Source organism: Micromonospora sp. CA-248089 (assembly GCF_050948515.1).
GTDB lineage: Bacteria > Actinomycetota > Actinomycetes > Mycobacteriales > Micromonosporaceae > Micromonospora.
This window is the reverse complement of record NZ_CP192016.1, coordinates 5,530,129-5,543,274: the sequence shown is the minus strand read 5'-3', so window position 1 is coordinate 5,543,274 and position 13,146 is coordinate 5,530,129. Positions and strand designations below refer to the sequence as shown.

Annotated in this window: 10 protein-coding genes; 6 read left to right on the top strand and 4 right to left on the bottom strand. The window is 75.2% G+C overall.

The genetic code is table 11. The features are described 5' to 3' along the window. Window positions 1-79: 79 nt before the first annotated feature. From ACQP26_RS25905 to ACQP26_RS25880, 6 genes are all read left to right on the top strand, one after another. The gene (locus ACQP26_RS25905; RefSeq protein ID WP_433496201.1) at window positions 80-3,700 is read left to right on the top strand and encodes an ATP-dependent helicase; all 3,621 of its coding nucleotides are present in this window, start codon (window positions 80-82) and stop codon (window positions 3,698-3,700) included. 55 nt (window positions 3,701-3,755) lie between these two features. Next, window positions 3,756-7,154 carry an ATP-dependent helicase gene (locus ACQP26_RS25900; RefSeq protein WP_433494228.1) on the top strand — a complete coding sequence of 1,133 codons (3,399 nt, stop codon included), beginning with the start codon at window positions 3,756-3,758 and terminating at the stop codon, window positions 7,152-7,154. Between the two features lie 204 nt (window positions 7,155-7,358). Continuing rightward, window positions 7,359-7,562 (top strand): transcription antiterminator/RNA stability regulator CspE, encoded by a 204-nt coding sequence (gene cspE, locus ACQP26_RS25895; RefSeq protein ID WP_013288421.1) that lies wholly within the window; start codon window positions 7,359-7,361, stop codon window positions 7,560-7,562. A gap of 178 nt (window positions 7,563-7,740) precedes the next feature. Beyond that, entirely contained in the window at window positions 7,741-8,994 is a 1,254-nt protein-coding gene (locus ACQP26_RS25890; RefSeq protein ID WP_269704160.1) for a DEAD/DEAH box helicase, read from the top strand. A 224-nt stretch (window positions 8,995-9,218) separates the two neighbouring features. Beyond that, window positions 9,219-9,404, top strand: a complete 186-nt coding sequence (locus ACQP26_RS25885) for a hypothetical protein (RefSeq protein ID WP_281579813.1) — start codon at window positions 9,219-9,221, stop codon at window positions 9,402-9,404. A 52-nt stretch (window positions 9,405-9,456) separates the two neighbouring features. Continuing rightward, window positions 9,457-9,969, top strand: a complete 513-nt coding sequence (locus ACQP26_RS25880) for an N-acetyltransferase family protein (protein ID WP_433494227.1) — start codon at window positions 9,457-9,459, stop codon at window positions 9,967-9,969. A gap of 10 nt (window positions 9,970-9,979) precedes the next feature. On the opposite strand, the gene ACQP26_RS25875 is transcribed toward ACQP26_RS25880, so the two are convergent. From ACQP26_RS25875 to ACQP26_RS25860, 4 genes are read right to left on the bottom strand one after another with little or no spacing between them, the layout of a single operon-like run. Then, window positions 9,980-10,423 carry an RrF2 family transcriptional regulator gene (locus tag ACQP26_RS25875; protein ID WP_269704163.1) on the bottom strand — a complete coding sequence of 148 codons (444 nt, stop codon included), beginning with the start codon at window positions 10,421-10,423 and terminating at the stop codon, window positions 9,980-9,982. Window positions 10,424-10,427: 4 nt separating this feature from the next. Beyond that, window positions 10,428-11,312, bottom strand: a complete 885-nt coding sequence (locus tag ACQP26_RS25870; protein ID WP_269704164.1) for an ABC transporter permease — start codon at window positions 11,310-11,312, stop codon at window positions 10,428-10,430. Continuing rightward, window positions 11,302-12,081, bottom strand: a complete 780-nt coding sequence (locus ACQP26_RS25865) for an ABC transporter ATP-binding protein (protein WP_174533937.1) — start codon at window positions 12,079-12,081, stop codon at window positions 11,302-11,304. Before ACQP26_RS25865 ends, ACQP26_RS25870 begins: the two co-directional genes overlap by 11 nt. Continuing rightward, window positions 12,078-13,139, bottom strand: coding sequence for an ABC transporter substrate-binding protein (locus ACQP26_RS25860; RefSeq protein WP_269704165.1), 1,062 nt, complete (start codon window positions 13,137-13,139; stop codon window positions 12,078-12,080). Before ACQP26_RS25860 ends, ACQP26_RS25865 begins: the two co-directional genes overlap by 4 nt. Between the last annotated feature and the right edge of the window lie 7 nt (window positions 13,140-13,146).

Genomic DNA, 13,146 nt, shown 5'->3' with positions numbered 1-13,146 from the left:
CGCGTCACCCGGATGAGCTGCGGCGCGCGGGGTGGACGTCGGTTTCCGGGTGTCGTACCGGCGTGGTGGGATGTCGGTGATGCAGGCGTACCGGTTGGTGCGCCGGCCCGGCGGCGCGGAGGCGGGGGTCCCCCACGACGCCGGGGCGGGGCAGGGGGTGGGTCGGCCCGGCGGGCCGGCCGATGCGGAGCCGCGATCCGGGGGGTCGGCGGGCGATGCCGCGCACCCGCAGACCGCCACGCCACCCGGCAACGCCCTGTCGCAGACGGCGACCGGCGTGCCTTCACCCGGGAGCCCTTCGCCGCAGGGCGTGGCCGAGCAGGGCACGAACACCGGGCGCTGGGCCGATCCGGTGCAGGCCGAAGTGGTCGCGCACACCGACGGGCCGATGCTCGTCGTGGGCGGTCCCGGCACCGGCAAGACGACGACGCTCGTCGAGGCGGTGGCCGCCCGGGTGGCCGAGGGCGTCGACCCGGAGCGGATCCTGGTGCTCACCTTCGGCCGGCGCGGTGCCACCGAGCTGCGCCACCGGATCGAGGCGCGGATCGCCGAGGGCGGGCGCCGGGTGGTCCGGGAGCCGCTGGTGCGCACGTTCCCGGCGTACGCCTTCGGGTTGCTGCGCCGCGCGGCGGCCGAACGCGGCGAGCCCTCACCCCGGCTGCTCACCGGCCCCGAGCAGGATCTGATCATCCGTGAGCTGCTCGACGTGGTGGGTGAGGAGCCCGGCGACGACCCGGTCGGCTGGCCGGAGGATCTGCGCCCCGCGCTGCGTACCCGGGCGTTCGCCCAGCAGCTCCGCGACCTGCTGATGCGTGCCGCGGAGCGCGGCGTCGGCCCGGTCGAGCTGGCGCGGCTGGGCGAGAAGCTGGGCCGCGCCGACTGGCCGGCCGCCGCGCGCTTCCTGCGGGAGTACGTCGCCGTGCTCGCCCTGCGCGACGTGAGCAATCGGGGCTCGGTCGCGTACGACCCGGCGGAACTGGTGCGTGCCGCCACCGGCATGCTGCTCGACGACCCCGAGCTGCTCGCCGCCGAGCGCCGCCGCCTGGCCCACGTGTACGTCGACGAGCTGGCCGACACCGACCCGGCCCAGCTCGACCTGCTCGCCGTGGTGGCCGGAGGCGGCCGGTCCCTCGTCGCGTTCGCCGACCCGGACTCGTCCACGTACGCGTTCCGCGGCGCCGACCCCGCGGGCGTCACCACGTTCCCGCACCGCTTCCGGACCGCCTCCGGTGCGCCGGCGGCGCAGGTCACGCTGACCACCTCCTACCGGGCCGGGCCGGAACTGCTGGCGGCCACCGCCCGGCTGGCCCGGCGGCTGCGCGGCCCGGCGGCGCACCGGCGGCTGCGCCCGCTTCCCGGGGCGCCGGCCGGGACGGTGGAGGTACGCACGTTCCGTTCCGCCACCAGCGAGTCGGCGTGGCTGGCGCACGCGTTGCGCGAAGCGCACCTGCTCGACGGCGTGCCGTGGTCCCGGATGGCGGTGCTGGTCCGGTCCACCGGCCGGCAACTGCCGTCGCTGCGGCGCGCCCTGCACACCGCCGGCGTGCCGACCGTCGTGCACGGCGAGGACCTGCCGCTGCACCTCCAGCCGGCGGTCGCCCCGCTGCTGCTCCTGCTGCGCTGTGCGCTCGAACCCGACCGGCTGGACGAGGAAGCGGCGGTCGCGTTGCTGCACTCGCCGCTGGGCGGCGCCGACCCGCTGGCCGAACGGCGGCTGCGCCAGGGGTTGCGGGCGCTGGCGCTGGCCGGTGGTGACCGCCGCCCGTCCGGCGAGCTGCTGGTGGAGGCGTTGCGCGAACCGGCCGATCTGGCCACCATCGAGCGTCGGTGGGCGGCGCCCGCGCAGGCCGTGGCGCACCTGCTCGCGACCGCCCGGGAGACGGCCGCCCGGCCCGGTGCCACGGTCGAGGACGTGCTCTGGGCGGTGTGGCGGGAGAGCGGGCTGGCCGAACGCTGGGCCGGGGCGATCACCAGAGGGCGGGCGGCGACCGGCGAGCACGAGACCGCCCAGCGCTGGCGGGCCGAGGCGGCCGACCGCGACCTGGACGCCGTACTCGTCCTCTTCGACGCGGCGGCCCGGTTCACCGACCGGTTGCCCGGCGCACGTACCGAGGTGTTCCTCGACCACGTCCTCGGGCAGGAGTTGCCCGCCGACACGCTCGCCGCCGCCGCCGACCGGGGCGACGCGGTACGCCTGCTCACCGCGCACGCCGCGAAGGGCCTGGAGTGGGATCTGGTCGCGGTGGCCGGGGTGCAGGAGGGCGTCTGGCCGGACCTGCGCCTGCGCGGCAGCCTGCTCGGCTCGGAGCGGCTCGTCGACGTGCTCGCCGGTCGCGCCGACGGCGCCGGGCTGCGGGCCAGCCTGGTCGGGCAGACGTCGGCGCTGCTGGACGAGGAGCGGCGGCTGTTCCACGTGGCGATCAGCCGGGCGCGGCGGCGGCTGCTGGTCACCGCTGTCGCGTCCGCCGCTGTCGGCGGGGACGACCACGAGGAACAGCCGAGCCGCTTCCTGCACGAACTCGCCGCCGCCGACCCACCCGCCACCGGCGGAGGCGGCACCGCCCCGACCGGCCCGAACCCGAGCGGGAACGGACCGAGCGGGAACGGCGCGAACGGCCCGGCCAACCGAGGGCAAGCCGCGGACGGGCCGGTGCCGCACGGGGACGAGCATCCGCAGGACGGGCCGCCCGCCGCGCTGCCGGTCACCCTGCCGCCGCGTGGGCTCACGCTGTCCGCGTTGGTGGCGGAGCTGCGTACCGCTGTCACCGACCCGGCGACGCCGATCACCCGGCGGCACGCGGCGGCGGGTGAGCTGGCGCGGCTGGCCGCCGCCGGGGTGCCCGGCGCGCACCCGGACGACTGGTGGGGGTTGCGCGGCCTGTCCGACGACCGGCCGCTGGTCGACGAGGGCGAGCCGGTGCGGGTCACCCCGTCGGCCATGGAGAGCGCGCTGCGGTGCAGCCTGCGCTGGCTGCTGGAACGGCACGGCGGCAGCGCGCCGGCGAGCGCCGCGCAGGGCGTCGGCAACCTGGTGCACGCGGCGGCGATGCTCGCCGAGGACGCCAGCGTCGACCGGGAGGCGTTGCTGGAGTACGTGGCCGCCCGGTTCGACGCGATCGAACTGGCCGCCCGGTGGATGGCCGGCCCGGAGCGGCAGCGCGCCGAGGCGATGGTGGACAAGCTGCTGCGCTGGCTGGCCGGCAACCCGCGCCGGCTGCTCGCGATCGAGCACGAGTTCGCGGTCCGCCTCGACGACCCGTCCCGCCCGATCCAGCTGACCGGCCGGGTCGACCGGCTGGAGGTTGACGCCGAGGGGCGGCTCGTGGTGATCGACCTGAAGACCGGCAAGTCGACGGCGGTCACCGAGCGGGAGGTGGCCGAGCATCCGCAGCTCGGGGCGTACCAGGCAGCGGTCGAGGCGGGCGGGTTCGCCGAGTTCGGCGAGGAACCGGGCGGGGCGGCGTTGGTGCAGCTCGGCACCGGCGCGCGGGACGCCAAGGAACAGACGCAGGCCGCGGCCGGGGAGGGGCCGGAGGCCGGGTGGGCCACCGCGCTGGTGCGCCGGACCGCCGACACGATGGCCGCCTCGACGTTCGCCGCCGTGGCCAACTCCAAGTGCCGGGTCTGCCCGGTCCGCACCAGCTGCCCGGTCTCCGGCCAGGGCCGCCAGGTGGTCGAGCCGCCCCCGGAGACCTCGTGAGCGCGAGGAGTGAGCCGGTTTTGCGAGCCCCGCAGTCGCGAACAAGGACGGCACCATGACCGTTCAGCCGGCGCTGTTCGGCGCCTCCGCCACGCCCGCGCCGCGCACCGCCGACGCCGGGCCCCGCTACACGCCCGTCGAGCTGGCCCGGCTGCTGCGGCTGCCCGCGCCCACCCGGGAGCAGGCCGCGATCATCGCCGCGCCGGTGGAACCGCTGCTGGTGGTCGCGGGCGCCGGCTCGGGCAAGACCGAGACGATGGCCGCGCGGGTGGTCTGGCTGGTCGCCAACTCCTACGTACGCCCCGAGCACATCCTCGGCCTCACCTTCACCCGTAAGGCGGCGGGGGAGCTGGCGCACCGGGTCCGCACGCGGCTCGACCAGCTCATCCGGCGGCTCGGCCGACAGGGGCGGGATCCGCACGACGATCCGCTGGCGGGCGAGCCGACCGTGTCGACGTACCACTCGTACGCCGGGCGGATCGTCACCGAGCACGGGCTGCGCGCCGGGTACGAGCCGACCACCCGGCTGCTCACCGAGGCGTCCCGCTGGCAGCTCGTCGACCTGCTGGTGCGCAACTACGACGGCGACATGTCCGAGGTGGACCGGATGCCGTCGACCATCACCGACGCCGTGCTGGCCCTCGCCGGTGAGCTGGACGAACACCTGGTCGACCCGGACGAGCTGGCCGCCTGGACCGGCCGGTTCTTCGCCGACGTGCAGTCCCGGCCCGGCCGCGTCTACGCCGACGTGCGCAAGGCGCTCCAGCTCCAGCGGACCCGGCTGAAGCTGCTGCCGCTGGTCCGCGCGTACGCCCGGCGCAAGGACGACTTCGAGGCGATGGACTTCGCCGACCAGCTCGCCCGCGCGGCCCGGGTGGCCCGCGACCATCCCGGCGTCGGCGTGATCGAGCGGGACCGGTTCCGGGTGGTGCTGCTCGACGAGTACCAGGACACCAGCCACGCCCAGGTGGTGCTGCTCAACGCGCTGTTCGGCGGCGGCCACCCGGTCACCGCCGTCGGCGACCCGTGCCAGTCCATCTACGGCTGGCGCGGGGCCAGCGCCGGCACGCTCGACCGGTTCCCGGCCGAGTTCGCCCGTACCGACGGCAGCCCCGCCGACGTGCTCAGCCTGACGACGAGCTGGCGCAACCGGCCGGAGATCCTCGGCGTCGCCAACACGCTGTCGGTGCCGCTGCGGGCGGCCGGCGCACGGGTGCCGGAACTGCACGCCGCGCTCAGCGTCCGCGACCCGATCCCGCACCGCACGCCCAGCGGGCAGAGCGGCGGCACCGTGCACTGCGCGCTGCTTGAGACGTACGCCGACGAGGCCGACTGGATCGCGGACAGCGTGCTGGCGGCCTGGCGGGGCGCGGCCGGGATGCCCGGCGCGCTGCCCGAGCACATCCCCGCCGAGCGCCGCCCGACCACCGCGGTGCTGGTGCGGCTGCGCAGCCAGATCCCGGCGATCGAGGCGGCGTTGCGCGCCCGCGGGCTACCCGTCGATGTGGTCGGCCTGGGTGGGCTGCTGGACACCCCGGAGGTACGGGACGTGGTGTGCACGCTGCGTGTGCTCGCCGACCCGACCGACGGGGCGGCGCTGCTGCGGCTGCTGACCGGCGCGCGCTGGCGGATCGGCCCGCGTGACCTGGTCGCCCTGCACCGCCGCGCCCGCGCCATCGCCCGCAGCCGCCGGGAACTCACCGGCGACGAGGGCCCGGAGATCACCGTGGACGCGCTGGACGAGGCGACGCTCGTGGAGGCGCTCGCGGATCTGGGGCCGGCGCAGGCGTACTCGGCCGAGGGCTACGCGCGGCTGCGCTCGTACGGGATGGAGCTGGCGCTGCTGCGGTACCGGCTGGACCAGTCGCTGCCGGAACTGATCGCGGACATCGAGCGGACCATCGGCCTCGACGTCGAGGTGGCGGTCCGGGCCGGCCGGGACGGCGCGGGCGACGCCGGGCTGGCCCGCGCCCACCTGGACGCGCTGGGTGACGTGGCGGCCCGGTTCAGCGGCGAGACGCCCGGCGCGACGCTCGCCGGTTTCCTCGCCTACCTGGCTGCGGCCGAGGACGAGGAGCGCGGGCTGGCGCCGGGTGAGGTCGAGGTGGTGGCCGGTGCGGTGCAGGTGCTCACCGCGCACGCCGCGAAGGGCCTGGAGTGGGACGTGGTGGCGGTCGCCGGGATGACCCGGGGCGTCTGGCCGGGGCCGGTCCGCAACTCCGACCACTGGCTGGGCGGGCTGGGCGTGCTGCCGTTCCCGTTGCGCGGCGACGCGGACGGGCTGCCCGAGCTGGCCCTGCCGGAGGCGGAGGACCAGCGCGGCGTGGCCCGGGCGCTCACCGACTTCACCGACGCCTGGCGGGCGCACGACGAGCGGGAGGAGCGCCGGCTGGCGTACGTGGCGGTGACCCGTCCCCGCCGGCTGCTGCTCTGCTCCGGCTACTGGTGGGGGGAGGGGACCAAGCGGTTCCGGGGCCCGTCGGTGTTCCTGCGCGAGGTGCACGACGCCTGCCTGGCCGGCGCGGACGGGCACGTGGTGGACGCGTGGACGCCCGAGCCGGCCGGGGACGCGGTGAACCCGACCACCGAGACGGTGCTGCGGGCCGAGTGGCCGGCCGACCCGCTCGGCGCCCGCCGGCCGGCGCTGACCGAGGCGGCGGCGCTGGTCCGCCGTCACCTGGCCGACCCGGAGACGGCCCGGCGCGAGGCGGCACTGCTCGCCACGACGGCGGACGACGCCGAGGTGACCCGCTGGCGGCGCGAGGCCGAGCTGCTGCTCGCCGAGCGGGCGGAGCTGGCCCGGCAGGCCGAGGCGGTCGAGGTCGAACTGCCCGGCCACCTCTCGGTGACCCAGCTGGTGGCGTTGCGCCGCGACCCGGAGGCACTGGCCCGGACGCTGCGCCGCCCGATGCCGACGGAGCCGAACCCGTACGCCCGGCGCGGCACCGCGTTCCACGCCTGGCTGGAGCAGCGCTTCGGCGCGGACCGGCTGCTCGACGTGGACGAGCTGCCCGGCGCGGCGGACGAGGGCGCGGCCCCGGACGAGGCGCTGGTCGAGTTGCAGGAGCGCTTCCTGGCCGGCGAGTGGGCCGACCGGGTGCCGGTGGAGGTGGAGGTGCCGTTCGCCACCGTCATCGCCGGTGTGGTGGTCAGGGGGCGGATGGACGCCGTGTTCGCCCGCCCGGGCGGGCGCTACGACGTGGTCGACTGGAAGACCGGGCGGCAGCCCACCGGCCGGGAGGTCGACGCGGCGGCGGTGCAGCTGGCGGTCTACCGGCTGGCCTGGGCGGAACTGGCCGGGGTGCCGGTGGAGCGGGTCGGCGCCGCGTTCCACTACGTGCGGGACTCGGCGACCGTCCGCCCGGCCGACCTGCTCGACGCGGACGGGCTGGCCGATCTGGTGGCCGCCGTGCCGGAAATCCCGGGGGATCTCCCGCGGCGCACGAATCCGTGATACGTTGTCCGGGTTGCAGTTTTGGTTTCCAGAGACTCTGTGTGCGCCTGGCGGATTGTGGCCCCAGGCGCTCTTTGTTGTGTCCGGAGTTCTCCGGGCGGGGCGACCAGCAGCGACAGGCACGCCGCGTATTCCACGCGCGGGGTGCTCCTCTCCGGCCCGCAACACGTGCGGGCCGACCGTTCCGTCAAGGAGACGAAACACATGGCAATTGGCACCGTCAAGTGGTTCAACGCTGACAAGGGCTTCGGCTTCATCACCCCGGACGACGGCGGCGCCGACGTCTTCGCCCACTTCTCGGCGATCCAGACCTCCGGCTACCGGAGCCTGGACGAGAACCAGCGGGTCGAGTTCGAGGTGACCCAGGGCCAGAAGGGCCCGCAGGCGGAGAACATCCGCCCGCTCTGATCTTCAGATCAACCGGCACCACCACTGCGCCCTCTCGGGCGCGGTGCACGGGCCGGCCCGCCTCTGCCGGGCCGGCCCGTCCCTTTCGGTTCGTGCTTGTGACCACCGGTGACGCCGGTGACGCGCCGCAGCCCGGCGCCCTTCCTCGACACGTGCCGCCTCGAGGAAGGCTGTCCGCATGACCACGACCCTGCCCACGTTCGCCGCCACCGGCCTGGCCCCGGCGCTCGTCTCCGAGCTGGCCGCCCAGGGCATCTCCGCGCCGTTCCCGATCCAGGCGGCCACGCTGCCGGACTCCCTGGCCGGCCGGGACGTGCTCGGCCGGGGCCGTACCGGCTCCGGCAAGACGCTCGCGTTCGGGCTGCCGCTGCTGCACCGTACGGCCGGTCGCCGGGCCCGCCCGGGCCGCCCGCTCGCGCTGGTGCTCGTACCCACCCGGGAACTCGCAGCGCAGGTCACCGCCGCACTCACCCCGTACGCGGCCACGCTCGGCCTGCGCTGCGCGACTGTGGTCGGCGGGCTCTCGCTGGGCCGCCAGGCGGCCGCGCTGCGGGCCGGCGCCGAGGTGCTGGTGGCCACCCCGGGCCGGCTGCACGACCTGATCGACCGCGGGGACGCCCGGCTGGACCAGGTGACCATCACCGTGCTGGACGAGGCCGACCAGATGGCCGACATGGGCTTCCTGCCGCAGGTGACGAAGCTGCTGGAGCAGGTCGCGCCGGGTGGGCAGCGGATGCTCTTCTCGGCCACCCTGGACCGGGGCGTGGACCGGCTGGTCCGCCGCTTCCTGACCGACCCGGTGACGCACTCCGTCGACCCGGGCACCGCCACCGTCACCGCGATGACCCACCACGTGCTGCACCTGGAGGCGGACGACAAGCAGGCCGCGCTGGCGCACATCGCCGCCCGCGAGGGCCGCACGATCGTGTTCATCGCCACCAAGCACCGCGCCGACCGGGTGGCCCGGCAGTTGCTCGCCAAGGGCGTACGCGCGGCGGCGCTGCACGGCGGCAAGTCGCAGCCGCAGCGCACCCGCATCCTGGAGCAGTTCCGCACCGGCCAGGTCACCGCGCTGGTGGCCACCGACGTGGCGGCCCGGGGCATCCACGTCGACGGGCTGGACCTGGTGGTCAACGCCGACCCGCCCGCCGAGGCCAAGGACTACCTGCACCGGGGTGGCCGGACCGCGCGGGCCGGCGAGTCGGGCACCGTGGTCACGCTCGTCCTGCCGGACCAGCGCCGCGACGTCGCCCGGCTGATGAGCACCGCGGGCATCAATCCCAAGACCACGCGGGTACGCCCCGGCGACAGCGAGCTGAGCCGGCTCACCGGCGCCCGGGAGCCGTCCGGCGTGCCGGTGACCATCGCCGCGCCCGCCGCCGCGCACCCCGCCCCGGCGACCCGGCCCCGTCGGCGCCCGCGCCGCCGCTGACCGCGTCCCGTCGTCCGACCGGCCGCCCGTCCGGTCGGACTTGTGTTTGTCCGGGCCCGGCCCGCGCCTGACCGGCCTCGCGCCTGACCGGCCGGGCGTTCGCTCCTGAGTCGGGAATCAGTCTCTGTTCGGTCGGCTGCCCGACTGTCCGACCGGATTCCGGCGGCGATGCTGTCGCCCGGGGGACCGGTCGGGGGGTCGACCGGACGCGGAGGGAGCGGTTCATGGCGGGGGAGACCGGATCGGGCGGAGCACGGGAAGTGCTGCTGGTGCTCGCGGTGGCGGGGGCCGGCCTGGCGCTCGCCGCGGTGGCCGCGTTCGGGCCGTGGCAGCCGTCCGACGACAGTCCGCGGGACCGTGGCGCGGCCCGCAGCTTCACGCCCGGGATGAGCGCTCCGCACACTCAGTAGCCGCCCCGAGGAGGGGCAGTGCCGGACCCGGACGGCCGCCTACGATGCGACGGTGCACCCGCCGCTCACCGTTCGCCCGGCCCGGGCCGAGGACGCCGCCGGTATGGCGCGCGTCCATGTGCGGTGCTGGCAGGAGACGTATCGCGGGCTCATGCCGGACGCGGTGCTCGACGATCCGGGCCTCCCGGCCTTCCGGGAGCGGTTCTGGATCGCCGCGCTGACCGACGAGCGCTACCGCGAGAACCGGGCGGCGGTGGCCGAGCGGGAAGGCGAGCTGGTGGGGATCGCGATGTCGGGCCCCCCGCTCGACGCCGAGGCGGCGTGGGCGCGGCAGTTGTACGTCCTCTATGTGCACGCGGCCGACCACGGCACCGGCGCCGGGCCGGCGTTGTTGCGGGCCGTCCTCGACCCGGCGGAGCCGGCGGCGCTGTGGGTCGCCGACCCCAACCCCCGTGCCCAGGCGTTCTACCGCCGGCACGGCTTCGTCGCCGACGGGACCACACAGGTCCAGGACGGCGTACGCGAGATCCGCATGGTCCGCGAGGCGCAGCCGCCGGCCCGGTGACGGGCGCGCGTCAGGGCGCCGTGGCCCGGTCGCTCAGCAGGTCGGCGAGCGTGGTCCGGTCCACGACCAGGGCGATCGCGCCGTCCACCGCCAGCCACACGTCCCGCAGGCCGGTGGCCACGCCGTGGTAGCCGGCCCGGTCCGCGGGAATGCCCCGGACGCTCGTGATCGCGCCACCGACCGCGCGCAGCACGTCCCCGACGCTGATCTCGTCCGGCGGGCGGGTCAGCGCGTACCCGCCTTCGGTGCCGCGGTGGCTGTGCAGGAGTCCGGCCCGCCGCAGGTCGAGCAGGATGCCCTGGAGGAAGCTGAGCGGGATGTCCTGGCTCTCGGCCAGGCTCGCCGCCTTGACCAGCTCGCCGCCGCCGGAGGCCGGGTCGCCGGTGGTGGTGGCGGCGTCGGCGACGGCGAGCATGGCCCGGAGCGCGTAGTCGGCGCGCGCGGAGATGTACACGACGTCAGTTGCCGGCCTGGTCCAGCACGCCCCAGCGGCGACGGATCGCCTTGTCGGCGGCCCCGAACGCGGTGTCCACGAGCAGGCCCACCACCAGGATGACGATCATGATGGCCATCAGGCGGGGCGCCTCGCTCAGCTCGCGTGCGTACGTGAGTTGAGCGCCGATCGAGGTGCGGGTGGCGATGACCACCAGCAGCTCACCTGCCATCAGGCTGCGCCAGGCGAACGCCCAGCCCTGCTTGAGCCCGGCCACGATGGCGGGTAGCGCGGCCGGCGCGATCACGTACCGGTAGAGGTTGAGCCCGCGTGCGCCGAGGTTGCGGCCGGCGCGGACCAGCAGCGGCGGCACGTAGTCCACGCCGTGGATGACACCGTTGGCGACCGACGGCGCGGCGCCGAGCACCACCACGAAGAAGATCGCCTGCTCGCTGAGCTGGAACAGCAGGATGGCCAGCGGGAACCAGGCGATCGACGGCATGGTCTGCAACGCGGTGATCATCGAGCCGAGCGCGGCCCGGAGCACCTTGACCCGGGCCACCGCCAGGCCGAGCAGCAGGCCGACCGCGACCGCGGCGGCGAAGCCGACGGCCGCCCGCCGGGCGGTGGTGGCCAGGCCCTCCCAGAGCGCCGAGCTGAGCGCGTACTCCCCGAGGTCGCCGAAGACCACTGCCGGGCCGGGCAGCGCCCACGGCTCCTTCCACCCGGACCAGACCACCGCCTGCCAGATCGCGACGGCGAGCGCGAGCGCGGCGAACTTGGGCCAGGTGGCCGACCACAGGCGACGGACCCGGGACGGGCCCTTCTCCCGGCCGGCGATCTCCAGCGCGTCGAGTCCGGAGATCTCCGCGTCGGTACGCGCCGACCCGGACAGGGTGTCACTGGCCATGCCGGCCCACCTCCTTGCGCAGCCGGTCGGTGACCTCGGCGGCGATGGCCGAGACCTCCGGCGAGTCGATCCGCCGGGGGCGCGGCACGGCGACCTCGGTGGAGTAGATGATCCGGCCGGGCCGGCTGGAGAGCAGCACGATGCGGTCGGCGAGCCGGGCCGCCTCCCGCACGTTGTGCGTGACGAACAGGACGGTGAGCTTGCGCTCGGTCCAGATCCGCTCCAGCTCGTCGTGCAGGATGTCGCGGGTCATCGCGTCCAGCGCGCCGAACGGCTCGTCCATCAGCAGCACCGGCGTCTCCAGCGCGAGCGTGCGGGCCAGCGCGACCCGCTGCCGCATGCCGCCGGAGAGCTGGTGCGGCCGCTTGCGGCCGAACTCGGACAGGTGGACAGTGCGCAGCAGCTCGGCCACCCGCTCCTTGCGCTGGTCGCGGGGGAGTCCGCGCAGCTTCAGCGGCACCTCGACGTTGCCCTCGACGGTGAGCCACGGGAACAGCGCAGGCTCCTGGAACATGAGTCCCGGGTTGACGCCCTCGCCCAGCTCGATCGTGCCGCCGCTGGCCCGGTCCAGCCCGGCGACCAGGTTGAGCAGCGTGCTCTTGCCGCAGCCGGACGCGCCGACCATGCAGACGAACTCGCCCGGCGCGACGTCCAGCGACAGCCCGTCCAGGGCCAGGACCGCCTGCTCGCCCTGGCCGTACACCTTCGTCACGCCGCGCAGCGCGACCGAGCCGGTCGCGCTGCGCGGGGTCGTGGTCGTCGACGTCACGGCTGGCTGACCTCGGCCTTGCCCTGCGCCTTGAGCACCTCGTTCAGGTACTTGAGGTCGTAGAGGCCGTTCAGGTCGACCGGCTGGGTCAGCCCGACCGCGACGGCGTGGTCCAGGCCGGTCTTCAGCGAGGCCGGGATCGGGTCGTTGGTGAACTCCAGCGTCGGCCAGGCCTGCTTGATCAGCTTGAGGTCCAGCGGCTTGCCGGTGATCTTGCCGATGTGGTCGGAGATGGCCTGCTGCGCCTCGTCCGGCTTGGTGTTGACGAACTCGTTCGCCGCGACCTGGCCCTCGACCAGCTTCTTCACCACGTCCGGGTGCGCCTTGAGGAACTTGGTGCTGACCAGCAGGTTGGTGATGACGAACTTCTTGTCCGGCCACAGGTCACGCTCGTCGACGAGCACCTTGCCACCGGCGTTGACCAGCCGGGAGACGAACGGCTCGGGCACCCACGCGCCGTCGATGGCGCCGCTGCCGAACGTCTCGATCGTCTGCGCGTTCTCCTGCGGCACGATCTTGACGTCGCCGCCGCCCTCCTTGGTGGTCTCCAGGCCCTTCTCCTTGAGCCAGAAGCGCAGCGCCACGTCCTGGGTGTTGCCGAGCTGCGGGGTGGCGATCTTCTTGCCGCGCAGCTGCTCCACCGAGGTGATGCCGGGCTTGACCACGAGCGCGACGCCGCCGGACGCGGCGCCGGAGATGACCCGGACCGCCTCGCCCTTGGACTTCGAGAAGGCGTTCACCGTCGGGTTCGGGCCGATGTACGTGGCGTCGAGCGCGCCGGAGAAGACGGCCTCGATGGCGGCCGGGCCGGCGTTGAACGTCTTGGTGTCCAGCTCGACGTGGCTGCCGAGCTTCTCCTTGAAGATCCCCTTCTCCACGCCGACCACGGCCGGGGCGTGCGTGATGTTGGGGAAGTAGCCCAGGCGCAGCGTGACCGGGCCGGACGCGGCGCCGGCGTCGCTGTCCTCGCCGCAGGCGGCGGTGGTGCCGAGCGTGGCCGCGCCGACCGCGGCCAGGGTCGCCAGGGTGACCAGGCGGCGCAGGGGAAGCCCTCTCATCGAATGT